This is a genomic window from Streptomyces ferrugineus (assembly GCF_015160855.1).
Classification (GTDB): domain Bacteria; phylum Actinomycetota; class Actinomycetes; order Streptomycetales; family Streptomycetaceae; genus Streptomyces; species Streptomyces ferrugineus.
The window spans coordinates 399,051-418,115 of the sequence record NZ_CP063373.1 but is presented as its reverse complement, the minus strand read 5'-3'; the positions used below and the strand labels follow the sequence as shown (position 1 = coordinate 418,115).

At 71.0% G+C, this 19,065-nt stretch carries 23 protein-coding genes and 1 tRNA gene; 20 read left to right on the top strand and 4 right to left on the bottom strand.

Translation table 11 applies throughout. The features are described from left to right. Positions 1-8: 8 nt before the first annotated feature. On the bottom strand, positions 9-644 hold the full coding sequence (locus tag IM697_RS01960; RefSeq protein ID WP_194044104.1) for a GNAT family N-acetyltransferase: 636 nt from the start codon (positions 642-644) through the stop codon (positions 9-11). A gap of 231 nt (positions 645-875) precedes the next feature. Here IM697_RS01960 and IM697_RS01955 point away from each other — a divergent pair, with 231 nt between their 5' ends. Beyond that, the gene (locus IM697_RS01955) at positions 876-2,066 is read left to right on the top strand and encodes an IS110 family RNA-guided transposase (protein ID WP_456114997.1); all 1,191 of its coding nucleotides are present in this window, start codon (positions 876-878) and stop codon (positions 2,064-2,066) included. Here IM697_RS01955 and IM697_RS01950 read toward each other — a convergent pair. Continuing rightward, complete coding sequence (locus IM697_RS01950) at positions 2,050-4,239, bottom strand: penicillin acylase family protein (RefSeq protein WP_194044102.1); 2,190 nt, start codon at positions 4,237-4,239, stop codon at positions 2,050-2,052. The two genes, IM697_RS01955 and IM697_RS01950, sit on opposite strands and share 17 nt — an antisense overlap. An 83-nt stretch (positions 4,240-4,322) precedes the next feature. Here IM697_RS01950 and IM697_RS01945 point away from each other — a divergent pair, with 83 nt between their 5' ends. The 7 genes from IM697_RS01945 (at position 4,323) to IM697_RS01920 (ending at position 8,696) form a co-directional block, all read left to right on the top strand. After that, positions 4,323-5,042, top strand: a complete 720-nt coding sequence (locus tag IM697_RS01945; protein ID WP_194044100.1) for a siderophore-interacting protein — start codon at positions 4,323-4,325, stop codon at positions 5,040-5,042. A 63-nt stretch (positions 5,043-5,105) separates the two neighbouring features. Continuing rightward, positions 5,106-5,690 carry an HhH-GPD-type base excision DNA repair protein gene (locus IM697_RS01940; RefSeq protein WP_194044098.1) on the top strand — a complete coding sequence of 195 codons (585 nt, stop codon included), beginning with the start codon at positions 5,106-5,108 and terminating at the stop codon, positions 5,688-5,690. A gap of 126 nt (positions 5,691-5,816) precedes the next feature. Then, on the top strand, positions 5,817-6,491 hold the full coding sequence (locus IM697_RS01935) for an HdeD family acid-resistance protein (RefSeq protein WP_194044096.1): 675 nt from the start codon (positions 5,817-5,819) through the stop codon (positions 6,489-6,491). 86 nt (positions 6,492-6,577) lie between these two features. Further along, a complete protein-coding gene (locus IM697_RS01930) occupies positions 6,578-6,901 on the top strand; it encodes a hypothetical protein (RefSeq protein ID WP_194050162.1) in 324 nt (107 codons plus the stop codon). Positions 6,902-6,947: 46 nt separating this feature from the next. After that, positions 6,948-7,073 (top strand): hypothetical protein, encoded by a 126-nt coding sequence (locus tag IM697_RS45375; RefSeq protein WP_265582698.1) that lies wholly within the window; start codon positions 6,948-6,950, stop codon positions 7,071-7,073. 575 nt (positions 7,074-7,648) lie between these two features. Beyond that, the gene (locus IM697_RS01925) at positions 7,649-7,945 is read left to right on the top strand and encodes a type II toxin-antitoxin system VapB family antitoxin (RefSeq protein ID WP_003999914.1); all 297 of its coding nucleotides are present in this window, start codon (positions 7,649-7,651) and stop codon (positions 7,943-7,945) included. A 133-nt stretch (positions 7,946-8,078) separates the two neighbouring features. Continuing rightward, entirely contained in the window at positions 8,079-8,696 is a 618-nt protein-coding gene (locus tag IM697_RS01920; protein WP_194049545.1) for a LytR C-terminal domain-containing protein, read from the top strand. 75 nt (positions 8,697-8,771) lie between these two features. Here the strand turns inward: IM697_RS01920 and upp are convergent, their stop codons facing one another. After that, positions 8,772-9,407 (bottom strand): uracil phosphoribosyltransferase, encoded by a 636-nt coding sequence (upp, locus tag IM697_RS01915; protein WP_194044094.1) that lies wholly within the window; start codon positions 9,405-9,407, stop codon positions 8,772-8,774. Positions 9,408-9,503: 96 nt separating this feature from the next. Between upp and IM697_RS01910 the strand changes: the two genes are divergently transcribed. The 9 genes from IM697_RS01910 (at position 9,504) to IM697_RS01870 (ending at position 14,724) form a co-directional block, all read left to right on the top strand. Beyond that, entirely contained in the window at positions 9,504-9,704 is a 201-nt protein-coding gene (locus tag IM697_RS01910; protein ID WP_194044092.1) for a hypothetical protein, read from the top strand. A gap of 254 nt (positions 9,705-9,958) precedes the next feature. Beyond that, positions 9,959-10,486 (top strand): tRNA adenosine deaminase-associated protein, encoded by a 528-nt coding sequence (locus IM697_RS01905; RefSeq protein WP_194044090.1) that lies wholly within the window; start codon positions 9,959-9,961, stop codon positions 10,484-10,486. 56 nt (positions 10,487-10,542) lie between these two features. Beyond that, entirely contained in the window at positions 10,543-10,974 is a 432-nt protein-coding gene (gene tadA, locus IM697_RS01900; RefSeq protein ID WP_228044461.1) for a tRNA adenosine(34) deaminase TadA, read from the top strand. Positions 10,975-11,035: 61 nt separating this feature from the next. Then, positions 11,036-11,120: transfer RNA gene (locus tag IM697_RS01895), tRNA-Ser, on the top strand. 161 nt (positions 11,121-11,281) lie between these two features. Continuing rightward, a complete protein-coding gene (locus IM697_RS01890) occupies positions 11,282-11,461 on the top strand; it encodes a hypothetical protein (RefSeq protein WP_194044089.1) in 180 nt (59 codons plus the stop codon). 8 nt (positions 11,462-11,469) lie between these two features. Then, positions 11,470-11,763 carry a Dabb family protein gene (locus IM697_RS01885; RefSeq protein ID WP_194044087.1) on the top strand — a complete coding sequence of 98 codons (294 nt, stop codon included), beginning with the start codon at positions 11,470-11,472 and terminating at the stop codon, positions 11,761-11,763. A gap of 157 nt (positions 11,764-11,920) precedes the next feature. Further along, positions 11,921-12,775 carry an RNA polymerase sigma factor SigF gene (locus tag IM697_RS01880; protein ID WP_194044085.1) on the top strand — a complete coding sequence of 285 codons (855 nt, stop codon included), beginning with the start codon at positions 11,921-11,923 and terminating at the stop codon, positions 12,773-12,775. A 268-nt stretch (positions 12,776-13,043) separates the two neighbouring features. Beyond that, the gene (locus tag IM697_RS01875) at positions 13,044-13,931 is read left to right on the top strand and encodes an RNA polymerase sigma factor SigF (protein ID WP_194044083.1); all 888 of its coding nucleotides are present in this window, start codon (positions 13,044-13,046) and stop codon (positions 13,929-13,931) included. Between the two features lie 49 nt (positions 13,932-13,980). Then, entirely contained in the window at positions 13,981-14,724 is a 744-nt protein-coding gene (locus IM697_RS01870; RefSeq protein ID WP_194044081.1) for a hypothetical protein, read from the top strand. 12 nt (positions 14,725-14,736) lie between these two features. Here the strand turns inward: IM697_RS01870 and IM697_RS01865 are convergent, their stop codons facing one another. Then, the gene (locus tag IM697_RS01865) at positions 14,737-14,931 is read right to left on the bottom strand and encodes a hypothetical protein (RefSeq protein WP_194044079.1); all 195 of its coding nucleotides are present in this window, start codon (positions 14,929-14,931) and stop codon (positions 14,737-14,739) included. A 206-nt stretch (positions 14,932-15,137) separates the two neighbouring features. On the opposite strand from IM697_RS01865, the gene IM697_RS01860 reads away from it, so the two are divergent. The 3 genes from IM697_RS01860 to IM697_RS01850 all read left to right on the top strand — a co-directional run bounded on the left by IM697_RS01860 (position 15,138) and on the right by IM697_RS01850 (position 19,050). Next, entirely contained in the window at positions 15,138-15,587 is a 450-nt protein-coding gene (locus tag IM697_RS01860) for a MarR family winged helix-turn-helix transcriptional regulator (protein ID WP_194044077.1), read from the top strand. Positions 15,588-15,672: 85 nt separating this feature from the next. Then, positions 15,673-18,105 (top strand): MFS transporter, encoded by a 2,433-nt coding sequence (locus IM697_RS01855; RefSeq protein WP_476755906.1) that lies wholly within the window; start codon positions 15,673-15,675, stop codon positions 18,103-18,105. Positions 18,106-18,204: 99 nt separating this feature from the next. Next, complete coding sequence (locus tag IM697_RS01850; RefSeq protein ID WP_194044073.1) at positions 18,205-19,050, top strand: YceI family protein; 846 nt, start codon at positions 18,205-18,207, stop codon at positions 19,048-19,050. Positions 19,051-19,065: the final 15 nt, after the last annotated feature.

The following is a 19,065-nucleotide window of genomic DNA, read 5'->3' as shown; positions in this document are numbered from 1 at the left end:
CTGGAAGGCTACTCCCGGTCGAGGAACGCGAGTTGGGCCTTCTTCTCCGGGATGTGCACGTCCGGCAGATCGACCTCCGGCAGTACGACCACCGGCCCGGCCCTGAAACCCTGCTTGAGGAAGCGGGCTACGGCCTTCTCGTTGCGCACGTCCGGGTCGACGATCACCCGTCGGCGGTCCAGGGTCCGGAAGACGTACGACGCGACGACGGTCAGCAGCGCCGAGGTCCAGCCGGGTCGCGCGCCCTCGGGGCCGGCGGGGGCCAGCAGCAGGTGGACGCCGATGTCCCCGGGGAGGACGTCGTAGACCTCGCTGACGCGGTCCGCCTCCGGCTCGTAGGTCTGGAGGAGCGCGACCGGGTCGGTGTCCCGCAGGACCAGGAAGGCGTGGTGGGTGTCGAGGGTGGTCATGTGGGCGTAGATCTCGGACACCTGGTCCCGGGTCAGGCCGTTCATGCCCCAGAAGGAGGCGCGTTCCTGGCTGGCCCAGCCGTGCACGACCCCGGCGTCGGCCCGCGGGTCCAGGGCGCGGATCCGGACCGTGCCGAAACCGTCGACGGCCTCCTCGTGGACGGGTTCGCGGACGGGCTCGTGGACGGGTTCGCGGACGGTGGTGGCCGGGGCCGCGGCGGGCTGATCAGACATCGGGTCCTACCTTTCAAGGGGGTCAGAACTGGTCATTCGTAAGATCGGTGGGCCCAGGGGCTGCGGGTATGGCTGTCATCGGAGAGCCGTTGGATGGCTCAAGGAACTTGGCCGCCCGGAGCTCCGCGACGACTCGACCGCCAATTGGGAGATGCGACTCGATCGCTGTGTAGGACCACGCCGGCGAGGTCGTCTGCGGGATTGATCGACGACGAGCTGGCGGAGGTGACCGTGCCCCAGATCTGGGCCGGAGTGGACATCGGCAAGACGCATCACCACTGCGTGGTGATCAACACGAATGGTGAACGGCTGTTGTCCCGCCGCGTCCAGAACGACGAGTCCGACCTGTTTCAGCTGATCGGCGACGTGCTGGCGATATCCCCGGACGCGCTGTGGGCCGTCGACCTCAACCACGGCGGGGCCGCGCTGCTGCTCGGCTTGCTGGTCAACCACGGCCAGCCGGTGGCCTATCTGACCGGCTTCGCGGTTCATCGCGCGTCGGGCACCTACCGGGGCGAGGGGAAGACGGACGCCAAAGACGCCTTCGTCATCGCCGACCAGGCACGCGTCCGGCGTGACCTCGGCCTGCTTCGGCCGGGCGACGACATCGCCGTCGACCTGCGCACCCTGACCGCCCGTCGCCTGGATGTGGTCTTCGACCGAACCCGGCAGATCAACCGGCTGCGAGCCCAGCTCCTGGAAATCTTTCCCGGCCTGGAGCGGGCGCTGGACCTGACCCTCAAGGGGCCAGTCATGCTGCTGACCGGCTACCAGAGCCCGGCCGCCATCCGTCGCGCGGGTGTTCGGCGCATCGAGACCTGGCTGAAGAACCGTAAGGTCCGCGGCGCCGCAACGCTCGCCCGCACGGCCGTGGAGACCGCCCAGGGGCAACTGACCGCGTTGCCCGGGGAGAAGCTGGCTGCCGCCATGGTGGCCCGCCTCGCGAAGGCGGTCATGGACCTCGATGCAGAGATCGCGGAGCTGGAGACTCTCATCGAGGCGACATTTCGTCAGCACCCGCACGCTGAGGTGATCCGCAGTCTGCCTGGCATGGGTCCCAGGCTCGGAGCGGAGTTCATCGCCGCTACCGGCGGCGACTTGGGTGTCTTCGGCAGCTCCGACCGCCTGGCCGGATTCGCCGGACTGGCTCCACAGCCACGCGATTCCGGTCGGGTCAGTGGAAACCTGCGCCGGCCTAAGCGATATCACCGTGGACTGCTGCGGACGCTGTATTTGTCGGCGATGGTCAGCCTGCAGTGCTGTCCGGCCTCGAAGGCCTACTACGACCGGAAGCGGCGGGAGGGCAAGGGACACAAGCAAGCACTGCTGGCTCTCGCTCGCCGCCGGGTCAACGTGCTGTGGGCGATGATCCGTGACGGAGAGTGCTACCACGAGACACCTCCCGTCACACTCGCGGCTTGACATCACGATTGGGAAGTTCCTTCTCGAACTCGGTGAAATCGGTGACGACCGGGGCCAGGTCTCCCTTGAGCCACAGGGGGAGTTGGTCGCGGTGATGGGGTGAGCCGGGGATGCCCGAGGCGCCCAGCGGGACCACCCAGAGGCTGGCCTCGCGGTCGGCCAGGTCCCAGACGTAGCGGGCGGAGGGGCCGCGCGCGCTCAGGTCGGTCAGGCCAGGCACGGCCGAGGTGGACAGCACGCAGTCGTGGTCGCCGGAGAGGCCGGGTCCGTCGTACGCCGTGTCGGTGAGGGCCCGCCAAGGGGCGAGCCGGTGGGTGTCGCCCCAGGTCTCACCCCGGGTGCCGTGTCCTGCTCCGGCGGAATGCTCGGCGGACTGTGCGGCGGCCACCTCCTCGACCGCCGCGCGCACGGCCTCGACGCGGTCGATGCCGTACAACTCCTCGGCGCGCAGCAGGTGTTCCAGGGCGAAGCCGATGCGCGGGAGCAGGGCCAGCCAGGGGAGGAGGACCTCGGGGTAGGCGGGCGGCGTGGACAGCGCGGCGAAGGCGGGGTGCGCGGCGAGTCGGCGTACGACCGCGCCGCGCACCGCCGAGTACACGGCGGCGGCCTCGCTGTCCGCGTCCATGCGGCGGTCCCAGTCCAGGAGCGTCCGGCGGACGCGGTCGGCCTCGGGGGTGAGGGTGTCCAGGGAGCGCAGGAGGTCCAGCAGGGGGGCCGCGGAGGCCAGGTGGGTGTCCATGTGGATCGCCGGCATGTCGGCGGCCGACCAGTGGGCCTTCTCCCCGAGCAGGGCCGTGATGCGGTCGGCACGATGCGGCGGGGCGAACTCGACGCCCAGCGGGGCGGCGACACCGCGCTGGTTGGCCATGACGGCGACGCCGTCGGTGAGCCCGCCGCGGGGCGTCTCGTGCCAGCCGCGCCAGTCGTGGCCGGGCTCCCACGCGGGCACCAGCCGGATGCCGTTGGCCGCGGAGCGCACCGGCACCTTTCCGGCCACCCGGTGCAGCAGGCCGCCCTCGGTGTCGGCGGCCTGGACGACGTTGACGGGCTCGGCCCAGTCGTCCACGGCACGGTCGACGTCGGCCACGCTGCGGGCGCGCAGGAGGGGGAGGAGGGCGCTGAAGCCGAGGTCGGCGGTGACGCGGGGTGGATAGCGGAGGGCTACGGCGAGCGGGGGCTCCCCGAAGGAACCTTCCTGCGGATCGTGCAGGTCCTGCGGGTCCTGCGGATCGGCGAGGCCATCGGGCAGCCCCTCCGGGCCCCCGATGATCACCGGTCCCCGCTCCGTCTCGATCACCTCGACCTCGACCGGCTCCTCCCCCGCGATCTCCACCACCTCGGTGTGCCGTGCGGCCCGCCGCCAGACCCCGTCCGGGTCCAGCGCCTCCACACCGGCCCCGGTGCGCCGCAGCCGCTCCCGGTACAGGTCCTGGTAGTCGGCCATGGCGTTGGTGATGGCCCAGGCGACCGTGCCGGCGTGGCCGAAGTGGGCGATGCCGGGGATGCCCGGGACGGCGAGGCCGACGACGTCGAACTCGGGGCAGGAGAGGTGGATCTGCTGGTAGACGCCGGGCTCTTCGATGAAGCGGTGCGGGTCGCCGGCGATCACGGCCCGCCCGGTGACGGTCCGCTCGCCGCTCACCAGCCAGCCGTTGCTTCCGGAGGTGCCCGGCCCGTCGGTGGCGAACAGCCCGACCGCGTCGGCGCCGAGATGCCGGACGACCTGCTCGCGCCAGAGCTTGGCCGGGAAGCCGGCGAACAGGATGTGGATGCCGAGCCAGACGCCGAGCGGGGTCCAGGGCCGCCAACGGCCCGGCGCGAGTCCGGTCCGCGCGAACTCCGGCGTACGGCCCGCCCCCTCGGCCAGCGCTTCGTTGACCCCGTCGACGTACGCCCGCACCCACCCGGCCGTCTCCGGGTCCCGTCTCTCCAGCTCGGCGAAGCAGCGTCTGGCCGTGTCGTCGAGGCGGGCCCGTCTGACGAACCGGTCCCAGGGCAGGGCGTCGGCGCCGAGGAAGGACGCGGAGGTGCCCTGGGACCGGTGCCGTTCCACCTCCAGCTGCCAGGCCCGGTCGAGGGCGGTGACACGGCCCTGTGCGCGGGCGAGTTCTCGTACCCCGTCCGCGCGGAGATGCGGTATGCCCCAGGCATCGCGGAAGATCTCGCCGGTCACCTGTGCCCCTCCTTTGCTTTAGGTTAGGCTTCCCTAAGTTGTTGAGATCGGTGCGGGAATCGTACGCGAAAGGTGAAGACGCCATGGGGCAGGGTCACGGCTGGGAGGGCGCGGTCCTGAAGCTGCTGCGCGCGAAGGACTTCGTGTTCACGGTGACGGGCGCCGAGGACGTCACCGAGCACTACCGTCGCGTGCACCTCACCGACGGCGGCATGCTGGCGGCGACCGGCGTCCACCCCACCATGTGGGTCCGCCTCTGGTTCGACAACGCGGGCAAGCCCCACCAGCGCGCCTACACCCTGGTCGACCCGGACCCGGCGGCCGGCACCTTCAGCCTGGAGTTCGCCCTGCACGAAGGGTGCGCGAGCGACTGGGCGCGGGCGGCGAAGCCCGGCGACACCATCGAGGCGACCATCCACGGCACCGGCTTCACCCACCCCGAGCCCGCCCCCTCCCACGTCTTCGCCGTAGCCGACACGGCCTCGCTGCCCGCCCTCAACTCCCTGCTCACCGCGCTGGACCCGGCCCCGGCGACGGTGTGGTTCGAGGGCGCGCGGGACGGCCTGCCCTTCCGCACCGCCGAGTCCCGCCACGACGTACGGACGCTGCCGAGGCGCGATGCCGGGGCGCACCTCGTCTCCCAAGTGAAGGACGCCCTGCCCGACCTGCTCAAGGGCACCTCCGACCCGTACGTCTGGATCGCCTGCGACACGGCGACCACCCGCGCCCTGACCTCGTACGTCCGCAAGGAGCTGGGCCTGCCGAAGCAGCGGGTGAACGCGCTGGGCTACTGGCGCGCCTGACCCGGCGCAGGGCTGCGGGGCGCAGGGCTGCGGGGCGCGGGCCCAAGGGGCATGATCGAAGCCATGGACGTCACCCTTCACCTCGCCCAGGACCCAGAGGCCGACGCGCTCCTCGGCCGCAGCCCGCTCGCCGCGCTGGTCGGCATGCTGCTGGACCAGCAGGTGCCGATGGAGTGGGCGTTCAAGGGGCCGCGCACGATCGCGGACCGGCTCGGCGCGGACGACCTGGACGCGCACGACATCGCCGCCCAGGACCCGGACGCCTTCGTGGCCCTGCTCTCGGAGAAGCCGGCGGTGCACCGCTACCCCGGGTCCATGGCCAAGCGGATCCAGCAGCTGTGCCAGTACCTCGTCGAGCGCTACGACGGTGACGCCGAGCTCGTCTGGAAGGGCGTCGACGACGGCCGCGAACTGCTGCGCCGGCTGGAGGACCTGCCCGGCTTCGGCAAGCAGAAGGCCCAGATCTTCCTCGCCCTGCTCGGCAAGCAGCTCGGCGTACGGCCCGCGGGCTGGCAGGAGGCCGCGGGCGCCTACGGCGAGCAGCGGTCCTTCCGCTCGGTCGCCGACATCACGGGCCCCGAGTCCCTGGCGAAGGTGCGTGCGCACAAGCAGGAGCTGAAGGCGGCGGCGAAGGCCGCGCGGAAGTAGGGGACACGGGCGGAACCGCGGGACCGCGTCCCTTCCGAGGAGCCGATCGCGCGGCCCGGGCGCCGCCGTCATTCGAGTGGCCCGCGCCGAATGGCGGGCCGCGCCGGGTCGTTCCCAGCATGGAGCATGACCGAGGCGCCGAGTGGATCCCCGTGGGGGCGGGACTACGACGACCGCCGGGTGCACTCCGGGCATGTGCCCGGGCCGCCGGGAACGCCCCATGAGCCCGAGCCGCCCTTCGAAGGGCCGCTGCACTCCCTCTCCCGTGCCGCCTGGCAGGTCGTACTGGCCACCGGCGTCGGCTCCCTGGCCCTGGGCGTGCTGGTCCTGGTCTGGCCCGGCGCCACGCTCCTCGCCTCCGGCATCCTCTTCGGGCTCTACCTCCTGATCAGCGGCGTGTTCCAGCTCGTCGCCGCCTTCGGCACGCACCGGACGACCTCGCTGCGCGTGCTGGCCTTCATCAGCGGCGCCCTGTCGATCCTGCTCGGCCTGTTCTGCTTCCGCGCCCCCATGCGGTCGGTGCTGCTGCTCGCCCTGTGGATCGGCATCGGCTGGCTCGTCCGCGGCATCACCCACACCCTGGCCGCCGCCTCCGACGAGTCCATGCCGGCCCGCGGCTGGCAGTTCCTCCTCGGCCTCGTCACCTTCGCCGGCGGCGTCGTGCTGATCGTCTCCCCGGTGGAGTCGGTCACCGTGCTGACGCTGCTCGGCGGCTGCTGGCTGATCGCGGTCGGTGTCGTCGAGGTCGTCACCGCCCTGCGCATCCGGAGGCGGGCCCGCCAGGTCCCGGTCACATTGTGATACCCACCGGCCATCCCTACGCCGTGCGGGCGGATCTCACCGCAGACCGGATGAGCGCCGTACGACCGCCGGGGAGATGACCTTCCGTGAGTACCGCACGATGCCGCTCGCGCAGCCGCACCTGGCTGCGGGTGCTCGTGCTGCTGCTCGCCCTGCTGGTGCCGGGCGCGCACGCCCAGGCGCACGCCCTGCCCGTGGCGGCCGGCGCCGGCGAGGTCGCCGAGCACGACGTCCTCGACACCGCGCTGCGGCCACCGGCCCGCGCCGACCGGCGCACCGCCGTACGGCGGCGTTCCGCGAGCCCGCCGCCGACACCGGCCCCGTCCGGCACGCCGACCCGCCGCTCCCGCTGCGCGCCGCCCCCGCCGTACGTCCCGCACCCCCTGCGCACCGTGGTCCTGCGCTGCTGACAGACCCCGCGACGAGGCCCGTCAGTACGACACAAGGAGCACAGTCATGCCCATCGACCCCTACGCCGTCCTGCGCGCCCTGGTGCGCGCCGAGGCCGTACGCAACGCGCCGAAACCGCAGGTGAAGAAGAGCGAGCCGCAGCCGTCCCCGAAGGACCGGCGGCGCGGCTGACACGGCCGCGGCGGAGGCGGGCTCTCTCCGGGTCACCGCCTCCGCCGCGCCGTACCGAACACCGACCGGGTGCTCTCCCACCCGCCCCGCTCGACGACGGAGCGCGCACGCCGACTCCCTGTCCACAGCCTGTGCATATCGCCCGTACGACGCAGACGACGTCACCACGACCACGACCACCTCAACGGCGCCCAGGCCGGTGAGGAGTTCCTCCAGGTCGTACGCCGAATGAGGGAAGGCCCTAACTGAGGGTGGCGCGGACGGCGGCGCTGATGGGACGCCGCGCCCGACTGCGCGGTCCCGGCCGCCCGGTCTCCCGGGGTCGCCCATGTCAGACTTCCGCGCCTGCGCTCCGACGTGTGTACGGCGGCTATCGGTCCGACCCGTGTTCGATTCGGCTGACGGCCGGACACCTCGGCTTCCGTTCGGGCCCGTTCCGGCTTCCGTTCCTGCTTCGAATCCGGCCGCCATTCTCAGGACGTTTGCCGTTTCGTCCAGGTTTGACGCATCTTTTCCAGCGGCACACTCCGCCACCATGGCTGCGCCCGGAAGGTCTTGACCGGTAGGCTTTCCGTGTGATCTTCAAGCGCATCGGAAACGGCCGGCCGTACCCCGACCACGGCCGGGAAAGCACCCGGCAGTGGGCGGACGTCGCGCCGCGCCCGGTCCGCCTCGATCAGCTCGTGACGACCAAGGGCCAGCTCGATCTGGAAACCCTGCTCGCCGAGGACTCGACGTTCTACGGCGACCTCTTCGCGCACGTCGTGAAGTGGCAGGGCGACCTGTATCTGGAGGACGGCCTGCACCGCGCGGTGCGCGCGGCGCTCCAGCAGCGCCAGGTGCTGCACGCGAGAGTCCTGGAGCTGGACTGACCCCGGGCCGACGCGACCGGCGTCGGTTGTTGCCCCTTTCGGGTTGGTCCTCGCATCCTCGAATGATCATCTAGTAGGCATTGCCGCCCGGGCGCACTACGCTGCGCTCATGAGCATGCTGACTCCCTCCGGCATGGGCGGCCAGTACCGGATCAAGGGGGACAAGTACCCGCGAATGCGGCCGCGTCGGCGGCGCGGCAGGCTCGCCGCCCTCGGCGTCGTCTCCCTGGCCGCACTCGGCATGCTCGGCTGGGGCACGCTGCAGCTCATCGACGTCTTCACGGGCGGCGGCGGAAAGGCCTCGGCGGTCGGCGCGAAGTCCGACTGCGGGACCAGGGCGACCCCGTCGCCCAGCGCGACCGCGCCCTTGCCCAAGCCGGGCGGCATCACCGTCAACGTGCTCAACGCGACGACCCGCAGCGGGCTCGCCAAGAAGACCGCGGACGAACTGAGGAAGCGCGGCTTCAAGATCGGCGAGGTGGGCAACGCGACCAAGGAGTACGACAAGAAGATCAAGGGCACCGGGATACTGCTCGGCCCGGCCTCGTCCCTGGACACCTCACTGCCGGTCCTGGCCACCCAGCTCGCCTCGGCCGAACGCCGTACCGAAGCCACCCGCAAGGGCGCATCGGTCGACCTGATCATCGGCGACGCCTTCAAGGACCTCACGAAGAGGCCGGCCGCCGACAAGGAACTGGCGGCACTGTCTGAGCCGAAGCCGACGCCGGCTTCATCAAAGAAGGGCTGCTGAAACCCCCTCAGGGGCGCGGGGCTGTGTCAATGTGCGGCTCCGCCGCGTGGGCGCGACCAGGCGAACAGACCCGCCCTACTCAGCGGCCCCGTAAAGACGATCCCCCGCGTCCCCCAGCCCCGGCACGATGTACCCCATCTCGTTCAGATGGTCATCCACCGCGGCCGTCACCACCGTCACCGGCGTCCCCGCCAGCTCCCGCTCCATCAGCTCCACACCCTCGGGCGCGGCGAGCAGCACCACGGCGGTCACGTCGTCGGCTCCCCGCTTGATCAGCTCCTGGATCGCCGCGACCAGCGTGCCACCCGTGGCCAGCATCGGGTCCAGGACGTACACCTGCCGCCCCGAGAGGTCCTCCGGCATCCGCGTGGCGTACGTGGACGCCTGGAGCGTCTCCTCGTTGCGGATCATGCCCAGGAAGCCCACCTCGGCGGTCGGCAACAGCCGGACCATGCCGTCCAGCATGCCGAGCCCGGCGCGCAGGATCGGCACCACCAGCGGGCGGGGGCGGGAGAGCTTGACGCCGGTGGTCTCGGCGACCGGGGTCCGGATGTCGATCGCCTCGGTGCGCACGTCCCGCGTGGCCTCGTAGGCGAGCAGGGTGACCAGTTCGTCGGCCAGCCGACGGAAGGTCGCGGAGTCGGTGCGCTGGTCGCGCAGGGTGGTGAGCTTGTGGGCGACCAGGGGGTGGTCGACGACGTGGAGACGCATGTCCACAACAGTAACCGGGCCCGCGCATCCCCTGCGCTGGCATCAAACCGCCCATCGGAGGGAAAGTGGGAGGGACGTACCGGGGGTGGTGAGCCTATGCCGAATCCTGAGTCGCCGACGGATCCCATACAGGACGCGGACGCACAGGAGGGGACCGACGCCGCGCGCCGTCGCCGCCGCGCCCAGTTCCTGCGGGAGCTCGCCGAGGCCCGCGAACTGCGGGACCGCGTCCAGCCGCGCCGCGCCAAGGCCGCCCGCCTGCGGCACGCGATGCGCATGCGAACATTCCGCTGGTAGAGCGAGACACGGCGAAGATCCCCTCCCTTCGGACGCGTTGCGGCGACGGGCGTGCGTGGCCACCTGGAAAAGCCGCGTACGATCCGCACGTGGCGATCAAAACTGCCGGACACAGGGAGCCGAAGACGTCCCCTGAACGCCTTGTTTCTGCCACGATTCCGAGTGGGTGGGGCTCGGACCCCAAGCCGTCCCACCCCCAACCTCCGCCGGGGGGACCCCCAACCGGCACGCCTAAGACCAGTGGGAGAGTCACGGTGTACTTCGCCGCACTGCTCGCGCGCACCGAAGACGGGTGGGAAGCGAGCGACACAGAGCTCGATGATGTGGAGACCCTGTCGGACCTGGCCGACCTGGCCCGGGAGGCCTCGGGCGACGAGGACACGGTTCTCGTACTGATCGAGCAGGAGGACGCCTGGTTCGGCGTCGTCCGCGTCGACGGCGAGGACGACCCTCGTATCTACGTCTCGGACGCCGCCGCAGCCGCCCGCAGCAGTTACGGCGAGATCCTCCTCACCGACGAGCTGCTCGGAAGGGAGCCCGGCGACGACGGCGCCGACCTGGACTCCCTGGACCTCGACGGCACGGAGGAGCCGGACGGCGACTCCGACGACGAGGACGGGGGCGCCGCCGAGGCGGTCCCGCACAGCCCCGTCGGCGACACCGAGATCCTCGACGACCTCGGCGTCAGCGAGAAGGAGCTGAAGGCCCTGGACGCCGAGGACGCCCTCAACTCGATCGCCGAGGCGCTGGGTGCCTCGGAGGTGCTGGAGACCGTCCGCTGACCTCGCTCGACCAGGGGTCGGCCGCCGACCCCGTACGCGACCGCTGGCGGGCCGCGATGCGGCTCGCCCTGGAGGAGGCCGAGCTGGCCGTCCGGGGCGGGGACGTCCCCGTCGGCGCCGTCGTGCTGTCCCCGGACGGTACGACCGTGCTCGGCGCCGGCCACAACGAGCGCGAGGCGACCGGCGATCCGACCGCGCACGCCGAGGTGCTGGCCATCCGGCGTGCGGCGGGGGAGGTCGGGGAGTGGCGGCTGTCCGGCTGCACGCTCGTCGTCACGCTGGAGCCCTGCACGATGTGCGCGGGCGCGCTCGTGCAGTCCCGGGTGGACCGGGTCGTGTACGGCGCCCGGGACGAGAAGGCCGGCGCCGCGGGCTCCCTCTGGGACGTCGTGCGCGACCGGCGGCTCAACCACCGGCCCGAGGTGATCGAGGGCGTGCTCGCCGAGGAGTGCGCCCGGATCCTGACGGACTTCTTCCGGTCCCGCTGAGCCGGTCGCTGCGCGAATACCGATTTCAGAGCAGGGCCCGCCGTGCTGTAAGGTCTCCCTCGGTAGCGTGTCCGAGCGGCCGAAGGAGCTCGCCTCGAAAGCGAGTGTGGCGCAAGTCACCGAGGGTTCAAATCCCTCCGCTACCGCTGAAGAAGGGCCCCGTCGGACGACGGGGCCCTTCGTGCTGTTGATCTCTGGAGAGGCGCGAAGGTTACACTCACCGCCGGTAACACGGGGCCCTTTCGGCTCTTTCGACTCATTCGGCTCGGCAGACATGGCAGGCACACCAGCCACAGGGGAGGCCGCGATGGCGGTGAACTCGAAGAAGATCGCCGTCTATCTGCTCGCGGTCTTCGTGCTCTACGTGATCATCACGGACCCGGAGAAGGCGGGGGACTACGTCACGGTAGGGTTCGAGGGCATCTCGGACGCCGCCGGGGCGATCGGCGACTTCATGACATGGGTCGCCAACGGAGGCGACAGCTAGGAGTTCTCATGATCCGCCACCTGGTCCTCTTCAAGCTCGACGAGGGCGTCGAGCGGGACGACCCGCGGGTCGTGGAGGGGGTCGAGGCGTTCCGGTCGCTGGAGGGGAAGATCCCCGAGCTGCGGCACTGGGAGCTCGGCTGGAACATCAGCGACCGCCCCATCGCCTACGACTTCGCCATCAACTCCGCCTTCGAGGACACCGCCGCCCTGCGCGCGTACGTGGAGCACCCCGAGCACCAGGCGGGCGTCGCCCTGTGGCGGGAGTTCGCCACCTGGGTGATCGCCGACTACGAATTCTGAGCCGCTCCGCCCCCTGACCCACCCGAAGCCCTCCGCCGTAACGGCGGGGGGCTTTCGCGTGTCCTACGCACCCTTCCGTCCCCAACACGGGATTATGCGGTACTTGAACACAATGAACTGTCTTGTGATGCTATGACCGCTTTTGACGGATGAGTTGATGGATCACGAGGTGGAGTTGACCGTGCCGGCCAGTACTGCGCCTCAAGCCCCGACCCAGGAGGACACGCCCGCGTCCCCGCCGCCCCGCAGCCGCGGCGCCGACACCCGGGCGCTCACTCAGGTCCTGTTCGGGGAACTGAAGGAGCTGACGCCGGGCACGCCGGAGCACAACCGCGTGCGCGGGGCGCTCATCGAGGCGAACCTCCCGCTCGTGCGCTACGCGGCCGCCCGTTTCCGCTCCCGCAACGAGCCCATGGAGGACGTGATCCAGGTCGGCACCATCGGCCTCATCAACGCCATCGACCGCTTCGACCCGGACCGGGGCGTGCAGTTCCCGACGTTCGCGATGCCGACCGTCGTCGGCGAGATCAAGCGGTACTTCCGCGACAACGTCCGCACGGTCCACGTACCGCGCCGGCTGCACGAGCTGTGGGTCCAGGTCAACAGCGCGACCGAGGACCTCACCACCGCCTTCGGGCGCACCCCGACCACCGCCGAGATCGCCGAGCGGCTGCGCATCACCGAGGACGAGGTGCTGTCCTGCATCGAGGCCGGGCGGTCGTACCACGCCACCTCGCTGGAGGCCGCCCAGGAGGGCGACGGGCTGCCCGGGCTGCTGGACCGGCTCGGCTACGAGGACCCGGCCCTGGACGGCGTGGAGCACCGCGATCTGGTCCGGCACCTGCTGGTGCAACTCCCCGAACGCGAGCAGAGAATCCTGCTCCTGCGCTACTACAGCAACCTCACCCAGTCGCAAATCAGTGCGGAACTCGGGGTGTCCCAGATGCACGTTTCGAGGCTACTCGCGCGTAGCTTCCAGCGGCTGCGTTCGGCGAACCGGATCGACGCGTAACCGCAAACAGGATCGACCGGTCACCGTCGCGAGCGAATCGCTCACCAGGGAGGATCCCGACAGTTCTGGCCCGAAATACCGTCAGACCCCCTTTATCCAGGGCGGATTCGAGTCTCACATGTCGACATGTCACTACAGCGTGTTGCCGACATGTGACATTCTTCGGGAAGCGCGTTTGCCGAGGCCTCGGCTCCGGTATTCAGGTGAAGGCTGGCGTTCCTCGATCGGAGCGTTCGCCACGACCGTCCCGCGACCCAAAGGGGGTGGCATGTCCGCAGACCAGGGCAGCTCGAAGGTGCTCACGCTCACGAAGAGCGAGTCCGCGCCCGACGCCGTTCTCGACGACGTCACGGCTCTGGAAGCCGTGTCGGCCCCGGCCCTTCCGACATCGGAGTCGATCGACACCCGCACCCTGTCCCGCTCCCTGTTCCTGCGGCTCGCCGCACTGGACGAGAACAGCCCCGAGCGCGCCTACGTCCGGGACACCCTGATCGAGCTCAATCTCCCGCTCGTGCGCTACGCAGCGGCCCGCTTCCGCTCGCGCAACGAGCCGATGGAGGACATCGTCCAGGTCGGCACCATCGGCCTGATCAAGGCGATCGACCGCTTCGACTGCGAACGGGGCGTGGAGTTCCCGACGTTCGCGATGCCGACCGTCGTCGGCGAGATCAAGCGGTTCTTCCGCGACACGTCCTGGTCGGTGCGCGTCCCGCGCCGCCTCCAGGAGCTGCGCCTGGCCCTCACCAAGGCCAGCGACGAGCTCTCCCAGAAGCTGGACCGCTCCCCGACGGTGACCGAACTCGCCACCGTGCTGGGCGTGTCCGAGGAGGACGTCGTCGACGGCCTCGCGGTCGGCAACGCCTACACGGCCTCCTCGCTGGACTCCCCGGCCCCGGAGGACGACGGCGGCGAGGGCTCCCTGGCGGACCGGCTCGGCTACGAGGACAGCGCCCTGGAGGGCGTCGAGTACCGCGAGTCCCTCAAGCCGCTGCTGGCCAAACTCCCGCCCCGCGAGCGGCGGATCATCATGCTGCGCTTCTTCGCCAACATGACCCAGTCGCAGATCGGCGAGGAGGTCGGCATCTCCCAGATGCACGTCTCCCGGCTGCTGACCCGGACCCTGGCGCAGCTGCGTGAGGGCCTCATCTCCGACTGACCCCTCCCGGCCCCTTCATAATTGACGGAGCGTCAGCCACCATGGCCCGATGCTTCGCGCGACCTGGACGACCTCGACACCCGGCCGCCGGTGCGCCCTGCTGGGCGCGTCGGCGGCCGTCGTCTGCCTGGGCGGACTGCTGGCCGCGTGCGGGGGCGGCGGGGGCGGTGACGGGTACGTCGCGACGGGGGCGGCAGGCGGTCCGCCGAGGATCTCCGGTACGGCTGCCGCGCCGACGGGCGAGGTGACGCTGGTGCCGCTCGACGAGCCGGAGCGCGGCCCCGACGGCGGCGGCGACGGTGGCGGAGGTCCCATGGACTCCCCCGGGCGGGAGGGAAGTAAGGAACCGTCCACCGGCCCGGCGGCGACGGAACTGCCTGCCGCGCCCCCCGCCGCCGCTCCGAGCGACACCCCCGAACCCGCAGCCCCGCCCAGCAGTTCACCCGCGCCATCGCCGCCCCCCGCGTCGCCGGCGACGACCCCGTCCCCCGCGAAACTCACGGTGAGCGACCCCGAACGGGAGCCCACGGACAAGCGCTGGTGCGAGAAAGTGACCCTCGACTTCCACAACTCGGGCGGCACAGCCGTGCGTTCGGGCACCGTCACCTTCGGCACCCACATCATCGGCGCGCTCGGCATCGACTGGGCGACGATCGAGTCGACGGAGAAGCTCCCGGCGCCGATCGGGGCCGGGGCGCGCAAGGAGAAGACCTGGACGGTGTGCGTCGACGCCTGGCGCGTGCCACTGGGCATGCGCATCGAGACGCGGGACGTCACCGTCCGGTGGGAGTAGGAGCCGTACCGGCTACTTGAGCGCCAGCCAGGCCACCGCCGCCACGATCACGACCGCGGCGACCACGCCGACGATCACGCCGATGCGCGGGCCCGAGGAGGCCTGCTGCCGACGACCGCCCTGCGGGCCCTCGTCGACGAACGCGCGGAACATCTGGGTGCTGCCTGCGGGGTCGTGGTTGCCCTGGGGGCCCTGGGTGTTAGCCATGGCCTGAGACCCTAGCGAATCCGCCCGTTCGGCCCAAGTGGGGGTTCGAACCCTGTACAGGGGGCCACAGGACCCACCTCACCTCCACATTTACGGTCGCAATACTCGTCTTTGCCAGGTTTTTGCGGCGCAGCTCACCCATTTGTTTGCCTGTAACAACCAACCTCTTCTATGGTTGCCCTAAGCAACAAACAGCGGGAGGTGTGATGGCCGAGCAGGCGCAGTACGAAGAGCTGGTCCGCCAGTTCAGCGCCTTCGGCGCCGTGAAACGGGAGATGGGACGGACGCTGCCGTCCGACTGCCCCGCCGGTTCCGCCGCCGTACTGACGTTGCTGGCCCGCCACGGAGAGATGCGCATGAGCAAGCTCGCGGAGCTGCTCGCCGTGGACATGTCGGTCACCAGCCGTCATGTCGCCCACGTCGCCGAGCGCGGCTGGATCGAGCGCTCCCCCGACCCGGCGGACAGACGAAGCCGCATCCTCCACCTCACCCCGGCCGGCGAGGGCCGGGTCCTGGAGATGTCCCGGCGGACCACACAGCTGCTGGCCGAGCGGCTGGGCGACTGGACCGACGACGAGGTCGAGGCGCTCACCCGGCTCATGGCCCGGCTGCGAGCCAGCTTTGACGACTGCCGTACACCCGCGATCACCGAGTAGGAAAAGGAACCCCATGGCAACGACCACACCAGCCGGTGTGCGGGCCCACGCCAAACACGGGAGCGGAGCCGGGGACGGCACTCCCATGACGCACCGGCAGATCATGGAAGCGCTGACCGGGCTGCTGCTCGGCATGTTCGTCGCGATCCTGTCGTCGACGATCGTCTCCAACGCCCTGCCCGACATCATCAAGGACCTCGGCGGCGGCCAGAGCGCCTACACCTGGGTGGTCACCGCGTCGCTGCTGGCGATGACCGCGTCCACACCCCTGTGGGGCAAGCTCGCCGACCTCTTCTCCAAGAAGCTGCTGATACAGCTGGCCCTGGTCATCTTCGTGGCCGGTTCCGCGGCGGCCGGTCTCTCCCAGAACCCGGCCATGCTCATCACGTTCCGCGCGGTGCAGGGCATCGGCATGGGCGGTCTGTCCTCGCTGGCCCAGATCATCCTGGCCGCGATGATCTCCCCGCGGGAGCGTGGCCGCTACAACGGCTACCTCGGCGCCACCTTCGCCACCGCGATGGTCGGCGGCCCGCTGATCGGCGGCGTCATCACCGACACCGACTGGCTCGGCTGGCGCTGGTGCTTCTACGTCGGCGTGCCCTTCGCCGTCGTCGCGCTGATCGTGCTGCAGCGCACCCTGCACCTGCCGGTCGTCCGGCGGAAGGTCAAGGTCGACTGGGCCGGCGCCTTCTTCATCACCGCCGCGGTCTGCCTGCTGCTGATCTGGGTGACCTTCGCCGGCGACAAGTACGACTGGCTGTCCTGGCAGACGTACGCGATGACGGGCGGCGCGCTCGCGCTGCTGCTGATCTTCATCCTCGTCGAGTCCAGGGCGAGCGAGCCGATCGTCCCGCTGCGCCTGTTCCGCAACCGCACCATCACCCTCGCCTCCCTGGCCTCCCTCTTCGTCGGCATCGCGATGTTCGCGGGCACGATCTTCTTCAGCCAGTACTTCCAGCTCGCCCGCGACAAGTCGCCGACCATGTCCGGCGTCATGACCATCCCGATGATCGTCGGCCTGTTCGTCTCGTCGACGGTCTCCGGGCAGGTCATCACCCGCACCGGCCGCTGGAAGGCATGGCTGCTCGCCGGCGGTGTGCTGGTCACGGCGGGCTTGGGCCTCCTGGGCACGATCCGCTACGACACCGAGTACTGGCACGTCGCGATCTTCATGGCCCTGCTGGGCCTCGGCGTCGGCATGATGATGCAGAACCTGGTCCTGGCCACGCAGAACCAGGTGGACCCGAGCGACCTGGGCGCCGCGAGCTCGGTGGTGAACTTCTTCCGCTCCCTCGGCGGCGCCATGGGCGTCTCGGCGCTCGGCGCGGTCCTGTCCCACCGGATCACGCACTACGCCGAGGAGGGCCTGACCAAGCTCGGCGTGCAGGGCGGCTCCTCCGGCCACGGGGAGATCCCCGACCTCGACGCGCTGCCCGGCCCGGTGCGCACCGTCATCGAGAGCGCGTACGGCCACGGCGTCGCCGACGTCTTCCTGTACGCCGCGCCGATCGCCTTCCTCGCCCTGCTGTTCGCCCTGTTCATCAAGGAGGTTCCGTTGAAGACCAAGGGAGCCTTGGCCCAGGCCGCGGAGGCCGAGCAGCCGACGCCGTCGGAGCGGGCTTCGGCGCAGACCGCGCCGGCCGCCGCCGAGGAGCGGGTTCCGAGCTGGGCGGTCACGTCCGAGGCGGAGGCCGGCCCCGAGGGCGCCCAGAGGCTCGCGGCCGTCACCACGGTGGCCCGCCCCGAAGAGACCGGCGGCATCCCCGTCGGCGGCTTCGTCCGCGGTGCGGAGAGCGCGCCGGTCCCGCAGGCCGCCGTCACCCTGATCTCGCTGGCCGGACGGCAGCTCGGCCGCTCGGTGACGCGGGCCGACGGCTCGTACGCGGTCGACGCGCCGGGCGCGGGATCGTACGTCCTGATCGCCTCCGCCGACGGCTTCCAGCCGCAGGCGTCCACGATCGTGGTGAACGGCGACGAGCCGGTGGCCTACGACATCCTGCTCAGCGGCACCAGCGGCCTGAGCGGTGTGGTCCGTACGGCGCAGAGCGCGCTGCCGGTCAAGGACGCGATGGTGATCGTGACCGATGTGCGCGGCGACCTGCTGGCCACCGCCGCCACCGGTGAGCAGGGCGAGTTCGGCTTCGCCGAGCTGGTGCCGGGTGCCGTGACCGTCGCGGTGAACGCCGCCGGATACCGGCCGCGCGCCCTGCCCGTCGAGATCGGCGGCACCGGGGTCACCCGGATCGAGGTCGACCTGGAGGCGGGCGCCCAGGTCCAGGGCGTCGTACGGGCACCGCACGGCCCGCTGGCCGACGCCCGGGTCACCTTGGTCGACGCCGCGGGCAACGTCGTCGGCACCGCCACCACCGGCCCGGACGGGGCGTACGCCTTCACGGACCTGGACGGCGGCGAGTACACGGTCATCGCCACGGGCTACCCGCCGGTGGCGACGGCCCTGACGGTGACCGGCCGCGGCACCGACGACCACGACATCGAACTCGCCCATCCCGGCGAGTAGAAGGACCCCGGCCCGTGGCGGGGCGGCGCGCTCCGAGCGGAGGTGCGCCGCCGCCACGGGCCGGTCGCTTCGGGACTTTCAGGCTGAGGAGTACGTGAGATGGGACTGACCGCGAGGATCCGTACCCGGGACGGTTGGGCCGTGTCGCACGCGGTCGTCACGGTGACGGACATGACCGGGGCGCAGGTGCTGCGCCTGGAGGCGGACGCGAAGGGGGCCGTACGGGACGCCGATCCCCTGCCCCCGGGGGCGTACACCGTCATCGTCACCGCCGTGGGCTACGCGCCCGCCGCCGCGAGCGCGATCGTCACCGCGAGCGGCCGCGCCGAGGTCGGCACGCTGACCCTGGCCAGGCAGGGCGGCACTCAACTGCCGCCGCCCGGGCCGTGGACGATCGATCCGGCGCACTCCTCGGTCGCCGCCGTGGCCCAGCACCTCGGGATCTCGAGCGTGCGCGGCCGCTTCACGGATTTCACGGGCGCCGTCGAGATAGCGCCGGACGACGTCGCCAAGTCCCGCGTCGAGGCGGTCATCCGGGCCGACTCGATCGACACGGGCAACGGCATGCGGGACGGGCATCTGAGGTCGCCGGACTTCCTGGACGTGGAGAAGTACCCCGAGATCACGTATCGGTCGACGGGGCTTACGGCGGCAGCGGGTTCGGATCGCTGGACGGTGCACGGCGAACTGGGCATGCACGGCGTCGTACGGCCGGTGGACCTGGACCTCGCCTACCTCGGCACCGGCGCCGACCCATGGGGTGGGACACGGGCGGCGTTCCGGGCGACGACGGAACTCCACCGGGACGACTTCGCCATGGACTACAACCAGGTGGTGCAGGCGGGTATCGCGGCGATCGGGACGACGCTGAAGGTGGAGTTGGACATCCAGGCGGTGCGGGGGGGAGTCGCTGCCGCAAGGGTGAGCGCGGCAGGGTCAGGCTGAGCGGGCGGCCGACCC

Bases quoted from the DNA above. Each gene is read 5' to 3' on its own strand.
- IM697_RS01885 (WP_194044087.1), top strand. From the start codon at position 11,470: ATGATCCGCCACCTGGTCCTCTTCAAGCTCGACGAGGGCGTCGAGCGG.
- IM697_RS45375 (WP_265582698.1), top strand. From the start codon at position 6,948: ATGCCCATCGACCCCTACGCCGTCCTGCGCGCCCTGGTGCGCGCCGAG.
- upp (WP_194044094.1), bottom strand. From the start codon at position 9,407: ATGCGTCTCCACGTCGTCGACCACCCCCTGGTCGCCCACAAGCTCACC.
- IM697_RS01875 (WP_194044083.1), top strand. From the start codon at position 13,044: ATGTCCGCAGACCAGGGCAGCTCGAAGGTGCTCACGCTCACGAAGAGC.
- IM697_RS01855 (WP_476755906.1), top strand. From the start codon at position 15,673: ATGACGCACCGGCAGATCATGGAAGCGCTGACCGGGCTGCTGCTCGGC.
- IM697_RS01920 (WP_194049545.1), top strand. From the start codon at position 8,079: ATGGGCGGCCAGTACCGGATCAAGGGGGACAAGTACCCGCGAATGCGG.
- IM697_RS01945 (WP_194044100.1), top strand. From the start codon at position 4,323: ATGGGGCAGGGTCACGGCTGGGAGGGCGCGGTCCTGAAGCTGCTGCGC.
- IM697_RS01860 (WP_194044077.1), top strand. From the start codon at position 15,138: ATGGCCGAGCAGGCGCAGTACGAAGAGCTGGTCCGCCAGTTCAGCGCC.
- IM697_RS01935 (WP_194044096.1), top strand. From the start codon at position 5,817: ATGACCGAGGCGCCGAGTGGATCCCCGTGGGGGCGGGACTACGACGAC.
- IM697_RS01850 (WP_194044073.1), top strand. From the start codon at position 18,205: ATGGGACTGACCGCGAGGATCCGTACCCGGGACGGTTGGGCCGTGTCG.
- IM697_RS01890 (WP_194044089.1), top strand. From the start codon at position 11,282: ATGGCGGTGAACTCGAAGAAGATCGCCGTCTATCTGCTCGCGGTCTTC.
- IM697_RS01880 (WP_194044085.1), top strand. From the start codon at position 11,921: ATGGATCACGAGGTGGAGTTGACCGTGCCGGCCAGTACTGCGCCTCAA.
- IM697_RS01940 (WP_194044098.1), top strand. From the start codon at position 5,106: ATGGACGTCACCCTTCACCTCGCCCAGGACCCAGAGGCCGACGCGCTC.
- IM697_RS01960 (WP_194044104.1), bottom strand. From the start codon at position 644: ATGTCTGATCAGCCCGCCGCGGCCCCGGCCACCACCGTCCGCGAACCC.
- IM697_RS01870 (WP_194044081.1), top strand. From the start codon at position 13,981: ATGCTTCGCGCGACCTGGACGACCTCGACACCCGGCCGCCGGTGCGCC.
- tadA (WP_228044461.1), top strand. From the start codon at position 10,543: ATGCGGCTCGCCCTGGAGGAGGCCGAGCTGGCCGTCCGGGGCGGGGAC.
- IM697_RS01910 (WP_194044092.1), top strand. From the start codon at position 9,504: ATGCCGAATCCTGAGTCGCCGACGGATCCCATACAGGACGCGGACGCA.
- IM697_RS01865 (WP_194044079.1), bottom strand. From the start codon at position 14,931: ATGGCTAACACCCAGGGCCCCCAGGGCAACCACGACCCCGCAGGCAGC.